Source organism: Candidatus Kinetoplastibacterium galatii TCC219 (assembly GCF_000340905.1).
GTDB lineage: Bacteria > Pseudomonadota > Gammaproteobacteria > Burkholderiales > Burkholderiaceae_B > Kinetoplastidibacterium > Kinetoplastidibacterium galati.
In genome coordinates this window covers 568639-590747 of record NC_020284.1, presented here as the reverse complement: position 1 = coordinate 590747, position 22109 = coordinate 568639, and the positions used below count along the sequence as shown (strand labels likewise).

Annotated in this window: 20 protein-coding genes and 3 tRNA genes; 10 read left to right on the top strand and 13 right to left on the bottom strand. The window is 32.4% G+C overall.

Annotated features, from left to right (window positions below):
- Positions 1 to 9 precede the first annotated feature (9 nt).
- From ST1E_RS02765 to ST1E_RS02750, 4 genes are all read right to left on the bottom strand, one after another.
- Positions 10 to 375: a thioredoxin family protein gene (locus ST1E_RS02765; RefSeq protein ID WP_015389721.1), complete on the bottom strand. Its 366-nt coding sequence runs from the start codon at positions 373 to 375 to the stop codon at positions 10 to 12.
- A 65-nt stretch (positions 376 to 440) separates the two neighbouring features.
- Positions 441 to 1484, bottom strand: a complete 1044-nt coding sequence (locus ST1E_RS02760) for a quinone-dependent dihydroorotate dehydrogenase (RefSeq protein WP_015389720.1) — start codon at positions 1482 to 1484, stop codon at positions 441 to 443.
- A gap of 86 nt (positions 1485 to 1570) precedes the next feature.
- A tRNA-Cys gene (locus tag ST1E_RS02755) sits at positions 1571 to 1644 on the bottom strand.
- Positions 1645 to 1676: 32 nt separating this feature from the next.
- Positions 1677 to 1752, bottom strand: a tRNA-Gly gene (locus ST1E_RS02750).
- Between the two features lie 128 nt (positions 1753 to 1880).
- Between ST1E_RS02750 and murB the strand changes: the two genes are divergently transcribed.
- Complete coding sequence (murB, locus tag ST1E_RS02745) at positions 1881 to 2900, top strand: UDP-N-acetylmuramate dehydrogenase (RefSeq protein ID WP_015389719.1); 1020 nt, start codon at positions 1881 to 1883, stop codon at positions 2898 to 2900.
- Between the two features lie 10 nt (positions 2901 to 2910).
- Here murB and dapB read toward each other — a convergent pair whose 3' ends face one another.
- From dapB to ST1E_RS02725, 4 genes are all read right to left on the bottom strand, one after another.
- Entirely contained in the window at positions 2911 to 3687 is a 777-nt protein-coding gene (gene dapB / locus ST1E_RS02740; protein WP_015389718.1) for a 4-hydroxy-tetrahydrodipicolinate reductase, read from the bottom strand.
- A 47-nt stretch (positions 3688 to 3734) separates the two neighbouring features.
- Positions 3735 to 4070, bottom strand: a complete 336-nt coding sequence (locus ST1E_RS02735; protein WP_015389717.1) for an outer membrane protein assembly factor BamE — start codon at positions 4068 to 4070, stop codon at positions 3735 to 3737.
- A gap of 82 nt (positions 4071 to 4152) precedes the next feature.
- Complete coding sequence (gene recN, locus ST1E_RS02730; protein WP_015389716.1) at positions 4153 to 5814, bottom strand: DNA repair protein RecN; 1662 nt, start codon at positions 5812 to 5814, stop codon at positions 4153 to 4155.
- Positions 5815 to 5819: 5 nt separating this feature from the next.
- Entirely contained in the window at positions 5820 to 6719 is a 900-nt protein-coding gene (locus ST1E_RS02725) for an NAD kinase (RefSeq protein WP_015389715.1), read from the bottom strand.
- 287 nt (positions 6720 to 7006) lie between these two features.
- On the opposite strand from ST1E_RS02725, the gene hemH reads away from it, so the two are divergent.
- The 4 genes from hemH (at position 7007) to dnaJ (ending at position 11972) form a co-directional block, all read left to right on the top strand.
- Positions 7007 to 8077, top strand: coding sequence for a ferrochelatase (gene hemH / locus ST1E_RS02720; protein WP_235043579.1), 1071 nt, complete (start codon positions 7007 to 7009; stop codon positions 8075 to 8077).
- Between the two features lie 85 nt (positions 8078 to 8162).
- Positions 8163 to 8705, top strand: a complete 543-nt coding sequence (gene grpE / locus ST1E_RS02715; RefSeq protein WP_407636389.1) for a nucleotide exchange factor GrpE — start codon at positions 8163 to 8165, stop codon at positions 8703 to 8705.
- A gap of 104 nt (positions 8706 to 8809) precedes the next feature.
- Entirely contained in the window at positions 8810 to 10738 is a 1929-nt protein-coding gene (gene dnaK / locus ST1E_RS02710) for a molecular chaperone DnaK (RefSeq protein ID WP_015389712.1), read from the top strand.
- Between the two features lie 109 nt (positions 10739 to 10847).
- Positions 10848 to 11972, top strand: coding sequence for a molecular chaperone DnaJ (gene dnaJ / locus ST1E_RS02705; RefSeq protein ID WP_015389711.1), 1125 nt, complete (start codon positions 10848 to 10850; stop codon positions 11970 to 11972).
- A 4-nt stretch (positions 11973 to 11976) separates the two neighbouring features.
- Here the strand turns inward: dnaJ and ST1E_RS02700 are convergent, their stop codons facing one another.
- Positions 11977 to 12396, bottom strand: coding sequence for a DUF1841 family protein (locus ST1E_RS02700; protein ID WP_015389710.1), 420 nt, complete (start codon positions 12394 to 12396; stop codon positions 11977 to 11979).
- A 254-nt stretch (positions 12397 to 12650) separates the two neighbouring features.
- On the opposite strand from ST1E_RS02700, the gene ST1E_RS02695 reads away from it, so the two are divergent.
- Positions 12651 to 14084: a basic amino acid/polyamine antiporter gene (locus ST1E_RS02695; RefSeq protein ID WP_015389709.1), complete on the top strand. Its 1434-nt coding sequence runs from the start codon at positions 12651 to 12653 to the stop codon at positions 14082 to 14084.
- A gap of 65 nt (positions 14085 to 14149) precedes the next feature.
- Here the strand turns inward: ST1E_RS02695 and ST1E_RS02690 are convergent, their stop codons facing one another.
- Genes ST1E_RS02690 through trxB form a run of 3 tightly spaced genes read right to left on the bottom strand, consistent with a single transcriptional unit; the run spans position 14150 to position 16071 of the window.
- Complete coding sequence (locus ST1E_RS02690) at positions 14150 to 14482, bottom strand: DMT family transporter (protein WP_041186019.1); 333 nt, start codon at positions 14480 to 14482, stop codon at positions 14150 to 14152.
- A gap of 4 nt (positions 14483 to 14486) precedes the next feature.
- Complete coding sequence (locus ST1E_RS02685; RefSeq protein WP_148283599.1) at positions 14487 to 15122, bottom strand: Smr/MutS family protein; 636 nt, start codon at positions 15120 to 15122, stop codon at positions 14487 to 14489.
- Positions 15112 to 16071, bottom strand: coding sequence for a thioredoxin-disulfide reductase (gene trxB / locus ST1E_RS02680; protein ID WP_015389706.1), 960 nt, complete (start codon positions 16069 to 16071; stop codon positions 15112 to 15114). Before trxB ends, ST1E_RS02685 begins: the two co-directional genes overlap by 11 nt.
- A 50-nt stretch (positions 16072 to 16121) precedes the next feature.
- Here trxB and ST1E_RS02675 point away from each other — a divergent pair, with 50 nt between their 5' ends.
- From ST1E_RS02675 to serS, 4 genes are read left to right on the top strand one after another with little or no spacing between them, the layout of a single operon-like run.
- A complete protein-coding gene (locus ST1E_RS02675) occupies positions 16122 to 18587 on the top strand; it encodes an FtsK/SpoIIIE family DNA translocase (RefSeq protein ID WP_015389705.1) in 2466 nt (821 codons plus the stop codon).
- Positions 18580 to 19194 (top strand): outer membrane lipoprotein periplasmic chaperone LolA, encoded by a 615-nt coding sequence (gene lolA, locus ST1E_RS02670; protein WP_015389704.1) that lies wholly within the window; start codon positions 18580 to 18582, stop codon positions 19192 to 19194. Before ST1E_RS02675 ends, lolA begins: the two co-directional genes overlap by 8 nt.
- Positions 19195 to 19203: 9 nt before the next feature.
- A complete protein-coding gene (locus ST1E_RS02665; RefSeq protein ID WP_015389703.1) occupies positions 19204 to 20544 on the top strand; it encodes a replication-associated recombination protein A in 1341 nt (446 codons plus the stop codon).
- A gap of 43 nt (positions 20545 to 20587) precedes the next feature.
- A complete protein-coding gene (gene serS, locus ST1E_RS02660) occupies positions 20588 to 21937 on the top strand; it encodes a serine--tRNA ligase (RefSeq protein WP_015389702.1) in 1350 nt (449 codons plus the stop codon).
- A gap of 6 nt (positions 21938 to 21943) precedes the next feature.
- Here serS and ST1E_RS02655 read toward each other — a convergent pair.
- Positions 21944 to 22033 (bottom strand) — tRNA-Ser (locus tag ST1E_RS02655).
- Positions 22034 to 22109: the final 76 nt, after the last annotated feature.

Below are 22109 nucleotides of genomic sequence, written 5' to 3'. Positions count from 1 at the left end.
GATTAGAGTTTATAATTCAAGCATTTTCCATACATTTGGCAATTTTGTCTTAATATGATTACTATCAATACTTATTGTTTTTATTACCATGCTTAAATGATCAATATTGGAATCTATATTTCCATAAAATACAGTTTTCTTATCTATTTGTACTAGCAGAGTTGGGAAATTTATTATATCTTCATCACCTATAAATTCGTAATTATCTTCTATATCTATCCAATAAAACATATGCCGTTTAAGCTGATCTGATAGTATTGATAGTTTTTGTTTATATTGTCTACATGTGTTGCACCAGTCAGCACAGAAACAAAGTATTAGATAACAGTCTTTTTCTTTATTAAGTAACTTATCTTTATTTGGATAAAGTAGCATTTGGTTAAATAAAATATTGTACTTAGATCTTAAAATAAAGAACTAAGTTTTCTGTTGTAATTATATTAAAGATCTTTAATTGCGTTTATACATTGCTCGATTAATATCGGCCCTTTATATATAAGGCCTGTATATATTTGAACTGCATCAGCCCCAGAGCTTATTTTCTCTATGGCCTGTTTTGCTGATAGTATTCCACCAGTACCAATAATTGTTATTTCATCACCTACATTTTTCTTAATTCGATTTAGAACACTCAGTGATAATTCATGTAAAGGATATCCAGATAGGCCTCCTTTTTCTTCTGAAAAAACATCATTACCTATGTTTTTTCGTGATACAGTGGTATTAGTTGTTATTACTCCTTCGATTTTATGCCTAATAAGGGCATCTGATATCATATCAATATCACACAAGTCCAAGTCAGGAGATATCTTTAATGCTAGTGGAGTATTTTTTTGATAAATATCAGATAATGATTTACGTGTTTCTACAAGTCTATATAATAATTTATCTAGATTTTCCTTTTCTTGCAATGATCTTAATTTCTCAGTATTAGGCGAAGATATATTTATAGCTATATAGTCAGCATAGTTATATGCACTACTCAGGCACTTTAAATAATCTTCTACGGAAGACTCTATTGGAGTCATTGCATTTTTCCCAATATTAATACCTAAAATACCACCATTTTTACGCCAGTTACTTCTTCTTACGTTATATATCAGTTTATTTATACCATTATTATTAAATCCTAGCCTGTTTATTATAGCTTCTGATTTAGGGAGACGAAACATCCTTGGTTTTTGATTTCCTGACTGTGGGTAAGGAGTTACTGTTCCTATCTCCATAAAACCAAATCCCAAATTACCTAATGGATCTATATACTCTCCATTTTTATCTAGACCAGCAGCTAGACCAATAGGATTTTTTACTTTCATTCCCATGATTCTCTTCGGTAAAGAAGGAGAGTAACTAAGAATTTTTCTGGTTAACGAACACTTGTATGCGAAATCAAGGCTCTTAAGAGTTATTTCATGAGCCTTCTCTGGGTCCAAAGAAAATAGTATTTTTCGTATAATTGGGTATGATCGAAATAGTAATGACATATTGCACAAATTAAAGTTATTTAAGATAACTAATTATACAATGTGATTCATTGTTTTTGTTTTAATAATCAATTAAATATATTATATGGAGGCGCAAGGCGGAATCGAACCGCCGTACACGGATTTGCAGTCCGCTGCATAACCACTCTGCCATCGCGCCTTAATTTTTTGTTGTATTTTAGACTAACTTGATGGAGCGGGAAACGAGTCTCGAACTCGCGACCTCAACCTTGGCAAGGTTGCGCTCTACCAACTGAGCTATTCCCGCAAATACTAATAACATCCAACTTTTTTAAGTATAGCATATCATTAGCATCTTATACAAGATATCATCTTGTTATAATTAGCAATTAATTGTATTGTGAAACACAATATTTTATCTATATAGTGTAATACATGAAATCAGAATTAAAACATCAGAATCTTAAATACTTTAATACATTCAAACTTAACTCCTATACAGACCATTTTTTTATAGTGCGTAGCTTTAAAGATCTAAAATTCACAACTAATATTTTTAGTGATTATAAAGATACTATTGTAATAGGAGGTGGTAGTAATATAATTCTACCAGAATATATAGCTTCACTTGTTATTAAAGTTGATTTTTCAGGTATTAGAATGATCTCTAATTTTGAAAACACCGTTTTGATAGAAGCTTATGCTGGAGAATCTTGGCATGATTTTGTAATGTATTGTATCAATAAAGGATGGTATGGATTAGAAAATTTAGCTTTTATACCTGGTACAGTAGGAGCCGCTCCAGTACAAAATATAGGGGCTTATGGAGTAGAGTTTTCAAATTGTTGCCATAGCGTGGTAGCATGGAGTTTGTCAGACGGAAAAGTAATAGAAATACCAGTCAAAGAATGTTTTTTTTCATACAGAAGTAGTATTTTTAAACAAGAATTAAATAGAAATCTTATCATTTTGTCAGTACGTGTTCTCTTGTCAAGGAAATGGAATCCTAATTTAGAGTACTTCAAACGAAATGATTTTTTATCTAAAACACCAGAGCATACAGATAGTATAAATGACTTTATTGATACAATCTGTAGCATGCGTAAATCAAAGTTACCAAATATTAAAGAATTTGGCAATGTAGGTAGTTTTTTTAAAAATCCTATAGTCACAAAGGAAATTTTTCTAAATGCTCTTAATTTCTTTCCAAGTTTAGTTTTTTGGAAGCAAGGAGAAGATTCTTACAAGTTATCAGCTGGTTGGTTAATAGATAACTGTGGGTGGAAAGGTAAGAAATATGGTTCAGTTGCTGTATATGATAAAAATGCCTTGATTTTATTAAACCAAGGCTCAGCTAAATTTGATGATGTTATGAACCTTGCTGCATTAATTGCTAGTGATGTTTATTGCAAGAGCGGAGTTATATTAGAAATTGAACCCAAGGTTTACTATTAAATGATATTTTTCACAGAGACAATACGTCATTCATAGTGAATTTGCCGTTTTTCTTATTTTTAAGGAAAATCGCCGCTTGAATTGCTCCATTGACATAATTCTCTCTACTGTTTGATCTATGAGTAATTTCTATTCGTTCTCCATGACCACAAAAATAAACTGAATGATCTCCCACAATATCACCACCTCTCATTACTGAGAAGCCAATTGTTCCTGGTTTCCTAGGTCCTGTATGACCATGTCTTGCCCATGTTGCAACTTCAGGAAGAGAGACTCCCCATGCTTTTGCTATAGTCTCTCCCATTGTAATAGAAGTTCCAGATGGACTGTCAACTTTCTCGCTATGGTGAGCTTCAAATATCTCAACATCATAGCCAGATTTTAATATTTTCGATGCTAATTCTATAAGCTTTAATGTTGCATTTACACCAATACTTGTATTTGAGGCGTGTATTATGGCTATATTTTTTGATGCTTGTTCTATTAGATTTAGCTCGTCTTCGCTAAATCCAGTGGTGCCTATAACCATATTTACATTATATTTCAAACAATATGACAAATTTTTTATTGTGCCTTCTGGTCTAGTAAAATCTATAAGACAATCAGCATTTTTCAATGAATCTAAGTCATCTGTTAATGAAATATTAGATCCTTCTATCTTCTGTCCCAAGTATTTACTACTTGAAGAGTCTAAAGCTGTTACCAGTTGTAAATCTGGATTTTTTAATAATGTTTTAATTATAGATGATCCCATTCTTCCACTGGATCCAGATACAGCTAAACGCATAAGATTTCCTCAGTTTTTGATAATTTGCTTCAATACTTTTAAGATAATTATGGTTTTTTATACCATATTTTCAGTTTATTTTCTACAAATTCTAATGTAAGCTTTGTGATCTTAGGTTCTTCATTAGGTTTACAGCAATAGTGGAAATATTCCCAATTACCATCTTTAATAATTGTTGGTTTTCCAAGTAATATTCTAACCTGATCAGATGTCAGGTTTTCTCTAAGCATTTTGATCTTTTCTATATCAATTACCCTTCCTTGGTCTATATCTGCAGAATATGGTAAACATAGTAATTTTGGTCCTTTATACTGGCACCCACTTGCTAATGCAACTATTATTAAAGCAAATGTAAATTTGCTAACTTTAATATATGAATACATAAATCAGCCACCATAAGTTCTGTATAGAAAAATATAATTCATAATATTTTATTATTATAGAATCCACTAAACATGATTAATATTAATTCTCGCTAGAATTATAATTCTTAATATTTTCCAACATTTCTTTTGCATGAATTACAGTTGTATTTGTTATTTTTGCACCTCCCAGCATTCTTGCTATTTCTTTAGTCCTTTCATTGCTTGATAGTAAATTGATTCTTGAAAAAATTGCTCTATTTTCTTTATACTTAGTTACTAGGAAATGATTATCGCCATATGAAGCTACTTGTGGCAAATGAGTTATGACTAATATCTGATGAGATTTGCTAATTTTTTTTAAAAGTTTGCCTATGTTTTCTGCCACCGACCCACCTATGCCATTATCAATCTCATCAAATACTAAAGTAGGGGTATTGTTATAATTAGTCGTCACAGATATTGACAAGTAAATTCTTGATATTTCTCCTCCGGAAGCTATTTTCATGATTGGCTTTGGAGTAGAAAATTGATCATAAATTAGAAATCTCACATCATCTATTCCAGAAGATGATTCGTTTACATTCGTCACCTCTATTTTAAAAATTTTGTCATTCATAGCTAGTGTTTTTATTATATCCGTGACTTTTTTGCTTAATTCAATAGCAGTTTTTTTCCTTTGCTCTGATAACTTAGTTGCATAATCTATGTATTGCTCCTTAGTTAATTTTTCTTGTTTTTTTAAAAAATCGATATTTGTGTTTTTTATTTCATTAATCCTAATTTGTATTTTTTCATACAGACTATTAATATCACAAGGTTTTGTTTTTAGCTTCTTTGATAATGTTTCTATATCAGAAATTTTAGATTCCAATAATTTAATATAATTAGGATCAATATCTATTTTACTCATGTAGTTATTTAGATCAGATACTACTTCTTTTATAGTTATTTGAGCTGAAATTAATTCTTCATATATTTTTAAAAGTGATGGATCAGACTCTATGATTTGTTGAAGTAAATTTATGCTTTTATTAGTTAATCTATATGCTGATGCGTGATTACCATCAAGATGCTCAACGATAGAGTTACAAGTCTCGACTATACTCTCTATATTAGATAATTTCTTGTAGTCTGAATATATACTAGCTAAATCACTGTCTGAGAATTTAATTAACTCTATTTCACTTGTTTTCCAATGTAATTGCTCTAATTCATTTTGTAAATCAGATTCATGTTGTATAGAATTCTCTAAATTTTTCTTAGCGGATCGCCATAACTCCCAGTAATGTTTAGTTTGTTGTATTAAAAATTTGTACCCACCGTAGGAATCTAAGATTATGCGTTGTGATTCAGCATTAAGTAAATCTTGATAGGCATACTGACTATATATTTTCACAAGCATAGACCCTATCGATCTAATACTAGCCATCGTGGATCTATAGTTATTTATATACCCTTTACTGCGTGATTGTTTATCAATTATTCTTCTAATTGTTATTTCTGGCTTAATATCTATATTATATTTCTCTAGCCATGACGATGATTGATCATTGTTATCGAATACTGCTATGATCTCGGTATAAGAAGCACCTTCTCTTAATACAGTGGTTTCCGGTCTATTTCCTAGTACTAGTGATAATGCATCTATAATGATAGATTTACCCGCTCCCGTCTCACCAGAAAATACTGCAAAGCCATTATCAAAACGAACTTCTACTTCTTTCACAATTATAAAATCTTTAATAAATAGTGTTTTTAACATAATACTTATTCAATATTGTCCAGTGATTTTGGCATAACATTCCAATTAAGCTTTCTACGTAGGGTGGAGAAAAAATTATATCCATTTGGATGGATGAATTTTGCAGCATGTTTTGACTTTTGTATATTTATGCAATCACCTGGTTGCAATTCAGACCATGTTTGCATATCAAAGTGTACATTTGCCTCTATTTCTTTTCTACCAACTGTCAGTAGTGTCATTGTTAGAGAACCACTAGAGGGTACTACTATGGGTCTATTAGATAGAGTTTGAGGTGCTATTGGTACTAGAACTATTGCATTAAGTTTAGGATGTATAATAGGACCATTTGAAGCTAGAGCATATGCTGTTGAACCAGTTGGTGTTGCTACTATTAAACCATCTGATCTTATTGTATACATAAAAACATCATTAAGTTCTACTTTGACTTCTATCATTCCACCGATGCCAGCGCGGTGTATAACAATATCATTTAGAGCAAAATCTGAGTACATCTTTTTGTTATCTCGACATATGCTACCTTCTATTACTAATCTTTCTTCTAAAGTATAAAACCCATCCATTACATTAATTAATGCATTATATGTTTCATCGATAGAAATATCAGCAATAAATCCTAATCTGCCATGATTTATTCCTAAAATAGGCAAACTGTAAGGCGATAAATATCTTGCTGCTCCTAGCACTGTTCCATCACCTCCTGTTACTATTGCCAGAGATGCTGTTTTTCCTATAGTATCAATGTTGGCTACTGTGTAGTCATATATATTAGTATTAGATGCGGTAGCAGATTCTATAATTACTTTTCTACCTGTCCTTGAAAGCATTTCGGCTATAGCTCTTAGAGGTTCATCTAGCCTAGCATCTTGGTATCTGCCTATTAGAGCAATTATTGGGAAATTCATATATTGTCTTTCGTTAATTTTAAATATCACTTAAAGCCATACTGCATCGTCGAATATATCTTATATATAAATCTTAGTAAGTATTACAAATCATATGTTTTATTCTATCATTTTTTAAAATAGTTCTGACCAATATGGATATATGTGATTTTGTTTTCTTGTTTTTTTATTATTAACACATAACTAGATATTATCGTTTATTTATTCTGTGATAGATATTACTTTTTCATTAATACCTTAAATGTTATTAAATTAATTAAATAGAATTGTTAATAATGGAGGATTTCATGATTTTTAGCTTTTTTTCTAATAGGAGAGATAAAAGTGAAAAAATATTAATAGATAGTGATAATGTGAGATTAAAAAATACAAATAATAAAAATATTGTCGGTGTTTTATTAGTAAATCTAGGCACACCTAAAACATTCTGCATAGGTGATATTCGTCGTTACCTAAGAGAATTTTTATCAGATAATAGAGTTATTGAAATATCAAGGTATTTTTGGATTCCTATTTTGTACTGTTTTATATTAGTATTCAGACCATTCAAGCTAAAGAATCTTTATAAGGAAATATGGACTAAAGATGGATCACCTATGCTTGTTTATAGCAACAATCAGGTTATAAAGCTTAAAAAAATCATAGAAGATAGTGGTCTTAGTATTGAAATTGAACTTGGTATGAGATATGGAGATCCTTCCATAAAAAGTGCTATTAATTCATTAATTAGTGATAAAAAATGTTCAAGAATATTAATAATTCCATTGTACCCACAGTACTCTTCTAGTACTACAGGTAGTTCTATAAGTCTTGTTACTAATTATTTAACAAGACTTAGAAATATACCTGAGTTTCGTTTTTTGAAGAGATTTAATACTGCTAGTTTTTACATAGACTCTTTAGTTAATAGCATTAATAATTTTTGGAAAGAGAAAGGCAAGTCAGAAATGTTAATTGTTAGTTTTCATGGAATACCATGTAGCTCAGTAACGCTTGGAGACCCTTATTACAGTGATTGTTTGGAAACATATTTAGAATTGAAAAAGAAATTGGATATTAATGAAAGTCAAATTGAGATGACATTTCAGAGCCGTTTTGGCTATTCTAGATGGCTTAGTCCTTATACTTCAGATAGATTAAAGTGTTTAGCTAAAGATGGATTGTCAAGGGTTGATATTATATGCCCTGGTTTTGTTGCTGATTGTTTGGAAACCCTTGAGGAAGTCAATTGTATCTATCGTCAATTATTTATAGATTCTGGCGGTAAAGAATTTAACATGATCCCTTCTTTAAATGATAATTCTTTCTGGATAAATAAATTATCAGAAATGGTAAGATTAAATTTACATAACTGGTGATAATTTATTTTGATTTATTTATATAATATGCTTTAACTTTTAGTTATTTACAAACAAGATTATTAAGGAGTTCACAATGACAGACATAAATATTCCTGATGAAATGGTTTCTCAAGAGACAAAGGAAACTAGCTCAGAAAATATTATTGAAGATATCGCTGATCTTAGTAAAAAGTTAGAAGATGCTAATTTAACTATAAAAGAACAGAATGAGAAAATTCTACGTAGCTATGCCGAAATTGAAAATATTAAGAGGCGTTCCAATGATGATATTTCCAAGGTTAGAAAATTTGGTATTGAATCATTTGCTGAAGGTTTAGTACCAGTAAAGGATAGTTTGGAGGCTGCATTACTGCAATCAAACCAGACAATTGATTCTTTAATAGAAGGTGTGGAGATAACTTTAAAGCAACTTGAGGCTGTTTTTGAAAGAAATTTCCTAAAAGAAATTAATCCATTAGTTGGTGATAAGTTTGATCCTAAAATACACCAAGCCATCTCATCAATTAAATCTGACAAACAAGCAAACACTGTTTTGGAATTGTTACAGAAAGGATACACTCTTTCCGATCGGATTTTGAGGCCAGCTTTAGTGGTTGTGTCTGCCGGAAATACAGATACCGAATAATATCAATGTTTATTATTAGTGGTCTTGAAAAGCATTTGTTAGACCCCAATATTATGTTAAAGAGAAATTATTTACATTATACAATTTATTAAGGCAAGTATATTATGGGAAAAACTATTGGTATCGATCTTGGTACTACTAATAGCTGCGTTGCTGTTATGGATGGTAGCCAGATAAGAATTATAGAAAATTCTGAAGGAGCTAGAACAACTCCTTCGATAGTAGCATACATGGAAGATGGAGAGGTTCTGGTTGGGACTTCTGCAAAAAGACAGGCTGTTACAAACTCTAAGAATACTATTTATGCTAGCAAGCGCTTAATTGGACGCAAATTCTCTGAAAAAGAGGTGCAGAAAGATATAGATCTTATGCCTTACTCTATAGTTAAGGCTGATAATGATGATGCTTGGATAGATGTTAGGGGCAACAAAATAGCTCCTCCGCAAGTTTCTGCTGAAATATTGCGTAAAATGAAAAAGACAGCAGAAGATTATTTGGGTGAAGAAGTAACGGATGCTGTTATAACAGTGCCAGCATATTTTAACGACAGTCAGAGACAGGCTACAAAGGATGCTGGGAGAATAGCTGGGCTTAATGTTAAGAGAATCATAAATGAGCCAACTGCAGCGGCATTGGCTTTTGGTTTAGATAAATCTGAGAAATCTGATAGAAAAATAGTAGTGTATGATCTCGGCGGTGGTACTTTTGATGTATCGGTAATTGAAATAGCTGAGATAGATGGTGACAAACAATTCGAAGTTCTTTCTACTAATGGAGATACATTTTTAGGAGGTGAAGATTTTGACCAACGAATTATACAGTATATAATAGGCGAGTTTAAAAAGGATCAAGGATTAGATTTGTCTCAAGATATTCTTGCTCTACAGAGACTCAAGGAAGCTGCCGAAAAATGTAAGATAGAGCTGTCTTCATCACAACAAACAGAGATTAATTTACCATATATAACCGCTGATTCTTCAGGTCCTAAGCATTTAAACATGAAGGTTTCTCGTTCTAAGCTGGAGTCTTTAGTAGAAGACTTGATAAATAGAACAATAGATCCTTGTAAAACAGCAATTAAAGATGCTGGTATATCAACTTCAGATATAGATGACGTGATCTTGGTTGGCGGAATGACTCGCATGCCTAAGGTTCAAGATAAAGTTAAAGAGTTTTTTGGCAAAGATCCTAGAAAGGATGTAAATCCTGATGAGGCAGTTGCTGCTGGTGCTGCTATACAAGGGGCTGTATTATCTGGAGAGCGTAAGGATGTTTTATTGCTTGATGTTACGCCGCTATCTCTTGGCATAGAGACTCTTGGTGGGGTTATGACAAAAATGATACAGAAAAATACAACTATCCCAACAAGATTTTCTCAAGTGTTTTCTACAGCTGAAGATAACCAGCCTTCTGTCACAATAAAAGTTTATCAAGGAGAAAGAGAAATAGCTTCTGGCAATAAAGCTCTTGGAGAGTTCAATTTGGAGGGTATTCCACCGTCTTCAAGAGGTATACCACAGATAGAAGTGACTTTTGATATTGATGCTAATGGTATTCTACATGTTTCAGCAAAAGATAAAGGCACTGGAAAAGAAAATAAGATTACGATAAAAGCTAATTCCGGATTATCCGAACAGGAAATTCAAAAAATGATAAAAGAGGCAGAAATAAATGCTGAAGAGGATCATCGTATTGCTGAATTAGCTTTAGTTAGAAATCAGGCTGATAGCTTGATACATTCCACTAGAAAAGCATTAGATGATCATGGAGACAAGATAGATGCTTCTGAAAAGGATAATATAGATAACGCTATTAAAGAGCTAGAGGTTGCGTTGAAAGATTCTGATAAGTCTGTCATTGAATCAAAAATATCAGCTCTAGCTGCAGCTTCTCAAAAATTTAGTGAGAAAATGTATGCTAGTATGCAGCAAGATGGTGCTCAGAATCAGCAATCTACAAATGTAGATGATAATTCATCTAAAGATGAAGATGTTGTTGACGCAGATTTTAAAGAAGTAAAACGAGATCAGTAGTTTTCTGTGTATGAATTTGGTTGCCCGATAGTTGGTTTTAATTGTCGGGCTTTTTTAATTTTTAATTAATTTCCGAATATTTCTTATGTAAGAAATATTGTAAAGACATATGGCAAAAAAAGATTTTTATGATATTTTAGGTGTGACAAGAGATGCATCTGATCAGGATATAAAAAAGGCATACAGAAAGTTAGCCATGAAATACCATCCTGACCGCAACCCAAACAATAAAGATGCCGAAGAAAAGTTTAAGGAGCTTAAAGAGGCATATGAAGTTTTAGAGGATAAAGAAAAACGTGCTGCATATGATCGTTTTGGTCATTCTTGGTCAGAACAGCAGAGTATGAATCATGCTTATAGCAATAGCGGCGGATTCGCTGATGCTTTTGGAGATATATTCGGAGATATATTTGGGTCCTCTGGGATGAGGGGGAGTAGTAATAGCAGGAATAGAGGTTCAGATCTTAAATATAAGCTTGATATTACTTTAGAACAAGCATCTGCAGGATTAAATACAGATATTAATATCCCAGGCTGGGATATTTGCGGAAAGTGTGAAGGGAAACGTGTCAAAGAAGGTTCTAGCATTAAGAAATGCAGAGCATGCAATGGTAATGGTTCTGTACGTATGCAGCAGGGATTTTTTAGCGTACAGCAAACATGTAGCGTTTGTCATGGTAGCGGTGAAGAGATTACAGATCCTTGTTCCGCTTGTAAAGGAGTTGGTAGAGTACGATGTAATAAAACTTTACAAGTGTCAATTCCTGTCGGTATTGATGATGGAATGAGGATACGTCTTTCTGGGAATGGCGATATCGGTATTAATGGTGGAGAGCCAGGTGATTTATATGTCGAGATACATATAAAGCCGCATAAGATTTTCAAGAGAGATGGCGACGACCTTCATTGTGAATTAACGATTCCATTTACTTGTGCTGCTTTAGGTGGATCTATACAAGTTCCCACATTAAATGGTAAAGCAGAGATATCAATACCAGAAGGTACTCAATCAGGTAAGACTTTTAGATTAAAAGGAAAGGGAATACGTAATGTCCGTTCCTCTTCTCATTATGGAGATTTATATTGTCATGTTGCTGTAGAGATTCCTGTTAAATTAAAAGAGGAGCAGAAAAATATTCTTCGACAATTTGAGCAATCTTTAAGAGATGAAGGCGGGCATCATTCACCACAAAGCAAATCTTGGACAGATAGAGTAAAAGAATTTTTTAGTTAGCATCTTATATTAGATCTTTAATCAGATTCATGTATTTGTTGGAATCCAATTCTAATCTATGTGTTTGACTGTATTGTATTGTTAAGGTTAGGCACTTTATTATTTTATGAATTGCAGTATGTGGATCGTTACTAGTAATTAATTTGTTATAAGCTGCTTTTATACCACAAGGCTGATCTATAAGTAATTGTTCAGATATTGCCAAGTGCATTGATAAATGAAGAAACGGATTAGATTCTGGGAAATTAGAATTATAACTATTTTTTATCGATTCTTTATTGTCAAGATCTTTGTAGAATTGAGGGTGCTCTAGTATACATGCTATTGTTGTCTTCTCTATTGGAGTCAAAGTTTTTGATAGCTTATGCTTATTCCATACTTCTATGAAAAAATATCTTGCTTGATCTAATGATGGGTTAAACATAATCTCATTGATTCTCCTAGTATTTTATAAGGTTGTGATATCTAATAAAAATTTGTTAAAACTGGTATTTTGGGCATTTAAATGGTATACACTTCTGTACATTGTTACAAATTATTTTTTATATTTATTTATTAATAGAATAATAAATCAATAATATACAGGAACATTATAATAGGATTAATTAGCAAGATTTGTATATTGTATATTATGAGTGTGATTATTAATAAGAATATTGTTATACGCGGAGTGTTTATATGAGTAATTCCAATACCCAGAAACTTTCTGTCATGACCTTAACCGCTATGGTCGTTGGTTCTATGATTGGAGCTGGGATTTTTTCTTTGCCTCAAAACTTTGCCCAAGTTACTGGAGTGTTTGGCGCTTTGGTAGCTTGGACTATTTCAGGGCTTGGGATGTTGATGTTAGCATTTGTATTTCAGTCGTTGTCTTGCAGAAAACCGAACATAGACTCTGGTGTTCATGCTTATGCTCAGGCTGGATTTGGTGATTACTTAGGATTTTCTTCTGCGTTAGGGTATTGGGCTGGAACTTGTTTGGGAAATGTAACTTATTTGTTAATAATAAACTCAACAATAGGCTCTGTTTTTTCCATTTTTGGTGATGGTACTACACTAGCAGCTGTTATTTTGTCTTCTAGTATACTGTGGTCATTCCATTTTTTAGTATTGCGTGGAATAAAAGAGGCTGACTTTATTAACAATATAGTTACTATATCTAAGCTTATTCCAATAGTTATATTCATAGTTTTAGTATGTTTTGGTTTTAGATCAGAAATCTTTATTAATAATATGTGGGGCGGAGGAGCCTTTAGTTTAAGCAGTATTTTTGAACAGGTTCGTGGAACCATGTTAATAACTGTTTTTGTATTCTTGGGTATAGAAGGAGCTAGTGTTTATTCTCGTTATGCTAAAAATAGAAAAGATGTTGGTGTGGCTACCTTATTGGGTTTTCTTGGTGTTTTATTACTACTAGTCCTAATTACCATATTATCATATGGTGTTATGGAAAGATCTGATTTAGCTTCATTACGTAATCCATCAATGGCAGGTGTTTTACAGGCTGTTGTCGGTGAATGGGGAGCTGTCCTTATAGGAATTGGACTTTTAGTTGCTGTTTTAGGAGCTTATCTTTCTTGGTCACTTCTTGCAGCTGAGGTTTTATATACAGCCGCAGTGTCAGGAACTATGCCTGCGTTTTTAAAAAAAGAAAATGAGAACAACGTCCCATCTGCATCACTATGGATGACTAATATAACTATACAGGTTTTTTTAATAGTTACGATGCTTGCAAGAGAAGCATTTACCCTGGCTATAGAATTAACTAGTTCTATGAATCTAATACCATATTTATTAGTAGCAGCTTATGGTCTTAAGCTAGCGACCACAGGAGAGTCTTATAGCATTTCAGAGAAAAAACAGAGAACATTCGATTTGTTCTGTGGTTTTATGGCGACTATTTTCGCCACGTGGCTACTATACGCAGGTGGTCTAAAATACTTGCTGCTATCTTCTGTTTTGTATGGTCCGGGAACAGCTTTATTTGTAATGACCAAATCAGAGCAATCCAAAAAAGTTTTTAATAAATTAGAATGGTTAGTTTTTATTATAGCTATGATTGGTGCGGCTGTGGCCATTTACTATTTAGTTACCGGTCATATAGTTATATAATAGACTCATAATGTGATAATACTAGTAATTTTTAAGACTAAGGTTAGTATGGAAATGAAATTTTTCTAGTCTTCTATATTAACCTTAGAGAAAACATTCATTATAACCACCCCTAATACAATTAAAACTATCCCTATTATAGCTGGAGTGTCTAATGTTTGTTTAAAGAAAAAAACTCCTATTAAAGATACTAGTATAATTCCAACGCCACACCATATTGCATAAGCAATACCTACAGGTATTTCTTCTAATGTTAAAGATAAAAAATACGTAGAAACTATGTAGAAAAAACATGTGAACAATGATGGCCATAGGCGAGTAAAACCAATAGAATTTTTCAATGCTACTGTTGCAAATAGTTCGGTTATTATCGCTATAGTTAAGTAAGTGAATTTCATTATATCAACTTTCATTTTTAATTTTACGCAAAAGCACAATCAAAGCACCAGATCCACCATTACGTTCTGCCGCCTCAGAAAATGCTCGAATTTCTTTTGTTTGAACTAACCAAGAGCGCACTTTACCTTTCAGTACTGGCCCGCTCTCTGGAGAAGATCCATATCCTTTGCCATGAATAATACAAACACATCTAATACCGTTTTCTATACAGCGATTCATGAAGCTTATAAACGATGATCTAGCTCTTTCTATGCATAGATTATGCAAATCAAGTTTAGCTTCTATCTTCCATTTTCCATTCCTTAAGAATCTTACTATATTTTGATTTAAATTTGGTCTTGTGTAAGATCTGCCGCTATCAGATAAAAGATGGTCTACTGATAACTCATCAGATAATTCGCCGTCGATTATATCATAATTATAAAAACAAGTATTTTTATGATTAGATTGCGATTTATTATTATCTTCAAATTTCAAATAATCTTGTATTTTTGTTTCTACAAATACATTACAATTTCTTATCTTAGTAATTTCTTTAAAATTTTTAGCAACTTGAAATTCATCGTTAGTAGCATTCATTTTTTTATGAAACTTGTAATGATTTTGAACAGTCGATAGTTTTATATATTTAGACATCATTTTTCTCAAGCCATCTTTGAGCATCTAGAGCAGCCATGCAACCCGTTCCAGAACTGGTTATAGCTTGCCTGTATATGTTGTCCTGTACATCTCCTGCTGCAAATATTCCTTCTATAGAAGTCATCGTTTGAAAATTCTTATCGTCCTTCCGAGTAATAATATATCCTTCTTTTGTTTTCATTAAATCATTAAATATATTTGTATTAGGATTATGACCTATAGCGATAAATACTCCGTCCGTTGCAATATTTTCTAATGAATTATTTTTAGAGCTAAGAAGAACTATATTTGTTAATTTATCTTCAGTTCCCTCTATTTTGTTAATGGTATAGAATGTTCTAATAGAAATTATGTTCTTTGACACCTTGTTATTAATTCTATCTAGTAGTATTGGTTCAGCTCTGAACTTATCGTGTCTGTGTACTAATGTTACATTCCGGCATATATTGGACAAATACAATGCATCTTCTATAGCTGTATTTCCGCCTCCAATTACTACTACATTTTTGTCTTTGTAAAACATCCCGTCACAAGTAGCACAATAAGATACTCCCTTGCCTAGAAATTCTTCCTCAGAGTCAAGGCCCAATTTCTTTGGAGATGATCCAGTAGCTATAATAACTGATTCGCAGATGTAATCAGTTCCACTATCTCCAGTAAGTATAAATGGTCTTTTTTTTAGATTGGCATTTATAATATTATCTATAATTATTTCTGTATTAAATTTCTTAACATTACTTAGAAAAAGTTCCATAAGATCAGACCCACTAATGTTACTATACGTAGTAGGCCAATTTTCTATTTCTGTTGTATTCATTAATTGACCGCCTTGATTTAGTCCGGTAATAATGATAGGGTCAAGATTAGCACGAGCTGCATATAGTGCGGCTGTATACCCAGCAGGCCCAGATCCAATTATTAAAATTTTGGTTTTTTTAGTTTTATTCATAAAACATCCCTTTATGCTAATCCAACATATATCAAATTAATATTATCAATATGTTTCGTTTATTTAATTTTATTTCTAAGAAAATACGAATTCTAACTAACATTAGATTACCATTTTTTATAAAAAATTCTGCATTATTTTGTGAAACCTTATTAATATTTCTTGTGGTTTCATTATCATGGTTAGTGCTTAGTCTATTATCTTGGGATTCTAATGATAATTTTGTCCTTCATGGTCAAATTTTACATAATGCTATAAATAATAATGGCGGATTTTTTGGTGCTTATGTGTCAGAGATATTGCTTCATTTATTTGGATTTTCATCTTTTTGGTTCGTTTATTTGTTAATTAGTTGGATATTTGTTATTTATTCTAGATTGGCCAATTATTTTCGTAATAATGACTATTCATCCAGATTTTTTGCAATTTGTTTTTATTTTGAGAGCATAATGGGTTTTTTATTATTGCTTTCCGGAACATTAGGTCTAGAAGCAATATTTTCTGATTTTATAGAAAATCATATTAGCCAAGGATTTTCAGAAATATGTAGATCAGGCTGTATTATAGGTAAATTTTTCTCCGGTTATTTAGTATTTTTGATAGGGATGGCTGGATCTATCCTTCTTTTAGCAGTAATGGTGTTAACCGGTTTTAGTTTGTTTTTTTGTTTTTCTTGGCTGTTGTTTTTCGAAAAGATTTTGTTTTTTATTGATACCTTAATTAAAAAAATAAATTATCTATCTATATCTTTTTTTAGTTTTTTAAGTAAAACCGTTCAAAAATGTATGAATTACACTCATAAGCCTTTTAATAAAAAAAGAGATATAAGTAATAATAGATTTAAGAATTTAAGTTTAGATATTGAAGATAAGTTATTAGTAACAAATGCTCATAAAGATACTGTTTGCAATAAAAACTCATTAAATAATTTGATCAACAGAAAGGATGTTGATATAAGGAAGAAATCCAATTTTTCTGAAAAAATTATGATTAATAATCAAGAAGAGAAATCTAATAATCAAGAAGAGAAATTGCCATCATTAAATTTACTGGATTCATTGCAACATCATGATACAAGTATTACATCTGAGGATGTAAAATTAGTATCTAAATTAATAGAACAAAAACTAGCAGATTTTGGGGTAACTGTAACTGTAATATCAGCAAAATCTGGTCCTGTAATTACTAGGTATGAGATTGAACCAGCAATTGGAGTCAAGGGTAGTCAGATAGTTGGTTTGGCTAGGGATTTAGCCAGGGCATTGAGTGTTGCTAGTATAAGAGTAGTGGAAACCATCCCTGGTAAAAATCTTATGGGTCTAGAATTACCAAACAGAAATCGTCAATCTGTATGTTTATCGGAAATATTAAATTCTTCTGTGTACAATTCAGCAAAATCTACTTTAACCATGGCTCTTGGTAAAGATATTGCTGGTAATCCTGTGGTAGCTGATTTAGCTAGAATGCCTCACCTTCTAGTAGCCGGTACTACCGGCTCAGGTAAATCAGTTGGTATAAATGCTATGTTAATATCTCTATTGTATAAATATAGTTCTTCAACTATTAGATTAATCTTGATAGATCCTAAGATGTTGGAAATGAGTGTTTATGAAGGTATACCACATCTTTTGACTAATGTTGTTACTGATATGAAAAAAGCAGCGAATGCCCTTCGTTGGTGTGTTAGTGAAATGGACAAAAGATATCACTTAATGAGCAAAATGGGAGTTCGTAATATATTTGGTTATAATGAAAAAATAAGGGAGGCATCTCTTTCTAATGAATTTATTTATAATCCTTTATCTATTAATAAGGATGATCCAGAACCTTTGCAGCTAATGCCGTCTATAATCGTTGTTATAGATGAGTTGGCTGATCTTATGATGACATCCGGAAAAAAAATAGAAGAATTAATAGCAAGGCTTGCCCAGAAGGCAAGAGCGGCAGGCATACATCTAATATTAGCCACACAACGTCCTAGTGTCGATGTTATTACTGGTCTTATAAAAGCTAATATACCAACACGTATAGCATTTCAAGTTTCTTCAAAAATAGACTCTCGTACAATTTTAGATCAATCAGGAGCAGAAAATTTATTAGGTCAAGGCGATATGTTATACTTGCCACCAGGAGTTGGTTTTCCTGTTCGCATACATGGAGCTTTTGTAAGTGATAATGAGGTGCATAGAGTAGTAGAATCGTTAAAGTCTCATGGGGAGACAAACTATATAGACGAGATTCTTAATTATGGAGAATCCTTAACAGAGTCAGATGGTATAAATTCTGTAACTGGGATAGAAGGTTATGAAAATGATCCTATGTATGATAAAGCTTGTGATATAGTATTAAAAAATCGTAGAGCATCTATTTCCTTGGTGCAACGTCATTTAAGAATTGGTTATAATAGAGCTGCACGTTTGTTGGAGCAAATGGAGAAATCTGGTATTGTTTCTTCTATGCATTCTAATGGTAATCGTGAGATTTTAGTAAATTTATCAGATCAGAAAGATGAATAATTTAATTAGACTTTTATATATTTTTGCTATCGTTTTTTGCTGCCAAGTGAGATCTGAAAATACAGATAATGGATTAGATTTCTTAAAAGACGTAAAAAGTTTCTCATGTGAATTTAGGCAGTCTATATCTGATCCTGAAGGTGCTATCAAATCATCTAATAATGGTTTCTTAAGATTTAAAAAACCAGGTAAGTTTCGATGGGAAATTGTTAGTAACAGCAGGCAATTGGTTGTGTCTGATGGCAAAAAAATATATCAGTATGATTCTGATTTGGGGCAGGCAATAGCAAGAAACATAGATAGCACACCATTGGCTTTTTTTATGGATATGCTGTCTTCTGATAATTTAGGTAAATTTGTCGATGTCAAGTACTCTTACAATCGAGATGGGTTATATTGGTTATCGGTTACAACAAATGATTTAAGTAGTGGTTTTAGAGTTATAGATTTTGGATTTGATGATAGATTCATATCTAAGATTCATTTGTTTGATGTTTTTGATCAGAAATTTGTAATAGAGTTATCAAATATTCTAATCAATGATGAATTGCCAGAAGACTTGTTCAGATTCATTCTTCCTCAGAATGTAGATTTAGTTGAAATGTAGATAATATCTATGGATTTTGATACAACCAATCTTGACAAGCAATACAATAGTGTTCCTTTATATGAAAGGCTGAGGCCAAGAAATTTAGATGATATTATTGGTCAGTCTCATCTTGTAGGTCTAAATAAACCACTAAGAATTGCGATGGATAGCGGTAAATTATATTCAATGATTCTTTGGGGCCCCCCAGGTGTAGGAAAGACTACTATAGCAAAATTGCTATCTCATAATATTAATTATAAATTTTTATCGATCTCTGCTGTTTTGAGCGGGGTTAAAGACATAAGAGATGCCATTATTTCTGCCAAAAATACTCAATGTACTGGCAAAAGAACTATTTTATTTATAGATGAAATACATGATTTTAATAAATCCCAGCAGGATGCATTTCTTCCATATGTAGAAAATGGTTTGTTCATTCTTATAGGAGCTACTACCGAGAACCCTTCTTTTAATATTAATTCTGCTTTACTGTCAAGGCTGAAAGTCTATGCTTTGAATCAACTTGACCAGGATGATTTATCTAAATTATTATCTAAGGTGCTTTTAATATTAAACAAAGAATGCACAGAGAGTAAAGAAGTTGATATTGATATAAATGCTTGTGCCCTTATTATATCAATGGCCGATGGTGATGCTAGACGCCTTATAAGCCTTGTGGAGATTATTTTTGGATTGGCATTATCTTCTAATATAGACGTTATCACTGTTCCTTGGTTAAAAATCAACTTCTCGAAAGATTGTAGAATGTTTGATAAATGCGGAGGGTTGTTTTACGATCAGATTAGTGCTTTGCATAAATCTATAAGGGGTTCTGACCCGGATGCTGCTTTGTATTGGTTAGCTAGTTTGTTATCTTCCGGCACAGATCCCATATATATTTCTAGACGTCTAATGCGTATTGCTACAGAAGACATAGGTTTAGCAGATCCTAGAGCAATCGATCTTAGTGTAAACTGCGCAATGGTATATCAGTCTCTAGGTTCTCCAGAAGGAGAACTTGCATTGGCAAATGCTGTTGTTTATATGTCTTGTGCTGCCAAGTCAAACTCCGTATATAATGCATTTAATTCAGCCTGTAAATATGTAAATACTGACTCTAGTAGGTCAGTACCGACTCACTTACGTAATTCTTCAAAAGAGTTTATGAAGAAAATAGGTTTGTATCGAGATTATAAGTATGTGCATGAATTTCCTAATGCTTATGTTCCATCAGAGCAGTATTTTCCTGATGGTATTAAAGAACAATTTTATTTCCCAACTAGTTATGGTTTAGAGCAGAAGATAAAACAAAAAATGTCTTTATTGAAGGGTTTAGACATAGAAGAAGATAGCAATAAATCTTGTTAGAAATATTTTTTAATTTTTTTATTATTTTTATTTATAGAACAAAATGTTAGATATTAGTCTTTTACGTAAAGAATTAGGAAGAATAGCTTGTTTATTAAAAACACGTGGATTCTGCCTAGATATTCCAAAATTTGAATATTTAGATAATAGTCGTAAAAATATTCAGCAAGAAACCGAAATGTTGCAAGCTAAAAGAAATTATTTGGCAAAGCAGGTTGGTCAACTAAAAGCTCAAGGATTAGGAACTGAGGATCTTATGTCAGAGTCTCAATCTATACCTAAAGCTCTAAAAAATCTTGAAGATAAACTGTCTTCCTTGAGTAATGATATAAATGATTTTTTGTATTCAATACCTAATATTCCTCATCCTAGTGTTCCTATAGGATTAGATTCTGAAGATAATATAGAGATACGTAGATGGTTTCCTGAGGGAATGTCTATAAAAAATGAGCCGAAGCCCTTTGATTTTGTTCCTAGGGATCATGTGACTTTAGGAGAATCACTTGGTTTAGATCTTGATCTAGCATCAAGGATGTCTGGTTCTCGCTTTTTGTTTATGAAAGGTAAGATAGCATTATTGCATAGAGCTCTATCACAATTCATGTTAGATTTACACACTAAAAGTCATGGGTATGAGGAATGTTACACCCCATACGTAGTTAATGCTGCCACTCTTTATGGAACAGGTCAATTGCCAAAATTTAAGGAGGATATGTTTGCAGTTGTGCAAGGTGTTTTAAAACAAGATAGTGGATTAGATAGTGATAAACTTAACGAAGAGCAACAATATCTTATATCAACATCAGAGATAACATTAGTTAGTGCTGTTTCTGGATCTATCCTATCAGAGGATAATCTTCCAATTAAGCTAACAGCACATACTCCATGTTTTAGATCTGAAGCTGGTAGTGGTGGACGAGATGTTAGAGGATTAATTCGTCAACATCAGTTTGATAAGGTAGAATTAGTACAAATAGTACATCCAGATTTTTCGTACGATGCTCTAGAAATGGTATTAATTCATGCGGAAAAAGTTCTACAGCTTTTGAATATACCTTACAGGGTTGTGCTGCTTTGTTCTGGAGATATGGGGTTCTGTGCTGCAAAAACCTATGATTTAGAAGTATGGTTACCTTCACAAAACAATTGGAGAGAGATTTCTTCTGTTTCAAATTGCGAGGCTTTTCAAGCTAGAAGAATGAAATCTCGTTTTCGTGATAAAAATGGGAAGATTAACTATCTGCACACTATAAACGGATCTGGTTTGGCAATAGGGAGAGCTTTAGTTGCTGTCTTGGAAAATTATCAACAACCAGATGGAAGTATAGTTGTACCAAAAGTCCTACGCCCATACATGGATAACATGGAGATCCTGTATCCATCATCGCGATAACATGAATGGCGGAGAGGGTGGGATTTGAACCCACGGTACACGATAGCGTACTCCTGATTTCGAGTCAGGTGCATTAGGCCGCTCTGCCACCTCTCCTATATATATAGAAGAAATCATTTTAATGTAATATTTCGCCTATTGATACTAATATGTTGTTTATATAGTCAATTAG

Coding starts and splice junctions, on each gene's coding strand:
- ST1E_RS02735 (WP_015389717.1), bottom strand. CDS start 4,070: ATGTATTCATATATTAAAGTTAGCAAATTTACATTTGCTTTAATAATA.
- ST1E_RS02765 (WP_015389721.1), bottom strand. CDS start 375: ATGCTACTTTATCCAAATAAAGATAAGTTACTTAATAAAGAAAAAGAC.
- dnaK (WP_015389712.1), top strand. CDS start 8,810: ATGGGAAAAACTATTGGTATCGATCTTGGTACTACTAATAGCTGCGTT.
- lolA (WP_015389704.1), top strand. CDS start 18,580: ATGAATAATTTAATTAGACTTTTATATATTTTTGCTATCGTTTTTTGC.
- ST1E_RS02675 (WP_015389705.1), top strand. CDS start 16,122: ATGTTTCGTTTATTTAATTTTATTTCTAAGAAAATACGAATTCTAACT.
- ST1E_RS02725 (WP_015389715.1), bottom strand. CDS start 6,719: ATGAATTTCCCAATAATTGCTCTAATAGGCAGATACCAAGATGCTAGG.
- ST1E_RS02685 (WP_148283599.1), bottom strand. CDS start 15,122: ATGATGTCTAAATATATAAAACTATCGACTGTTCAAAATCATTACAAG.
- murB (WP_015389719.1), top strand. CDS start 1,881: ATGAAATCAGAATTAAAACATCAGAATCTTAAATACTTTAATACATTC.
- ST1E_RS02665 (WP_015389703.1), top strand. CDS start 19,204: ATGGATTTTGATACAACCAATCTTGACAAGCAATACAATAGTGTTCCT.
- dapB (WP_015389718.1), bottom strand. CDS start 3,687: ATGCGTTTAGCTGTATCTGGATCCAGTGGAAGAATGGGATCATCTATA.
- ST1E_RS02700 (WP_015389710.1), bottom strand. CDS start 12,396: ATGTTTAACCCATCATTAGATCAAGCAAGATATTTTTTCATAGAAGTA.
- dnaJ (WP_015389711.1), top strand. CDS start 10,848: ATGGCAAAAAAAGATTTTTATGATATTTTAGGTGTGACAAGAGATGCA.
- recN (WP_015389716.1), bottom strand. CDS start 5,814: ATGTTAAAAACACTATTTATTAAAGATTTTATAATTGTGAAAGAAGTA.
- hemH (WP_235043579.1), top strand. CDS start 7,007: ATGATTTTTAGCTTTTTTTCTAATAGGAGAGATAAAAGTGAAAAAATA.
- serS (WP_015389702.1), top strand. CDS start 20,588: ATGTTAGATATTAGTCTTTTACGTAAAGAATTAGGAAGAATAGCTTGT.
- ST1E_RS02695 (WP_015389709.1), top strand. CDS start 12,651: ATGAGTAATTCCAATACCCAGAAACTTTCTGTCATGACCTTAACCGCT.
- trxB (WP_015389706.1), bottom strand. CDS start 16,071: ATGAATAAAACTAAAAAAACCAAAATTTTAATAATTGGATCTGGGCCT.
- ST1E_RS02760 (WP_015389720.1), bottom strand. CDS start 1,484: ATGTCATTACTATTTCGATCATACCCAATTATACGAAAAATACTATTT.
- ST1E_RS02690 (WP_041186019.1), bottom strand. CDS start 14,482: ATGAAATTCACTTACTTAACTATAGCGATAATAACCGAACTATTTGCA.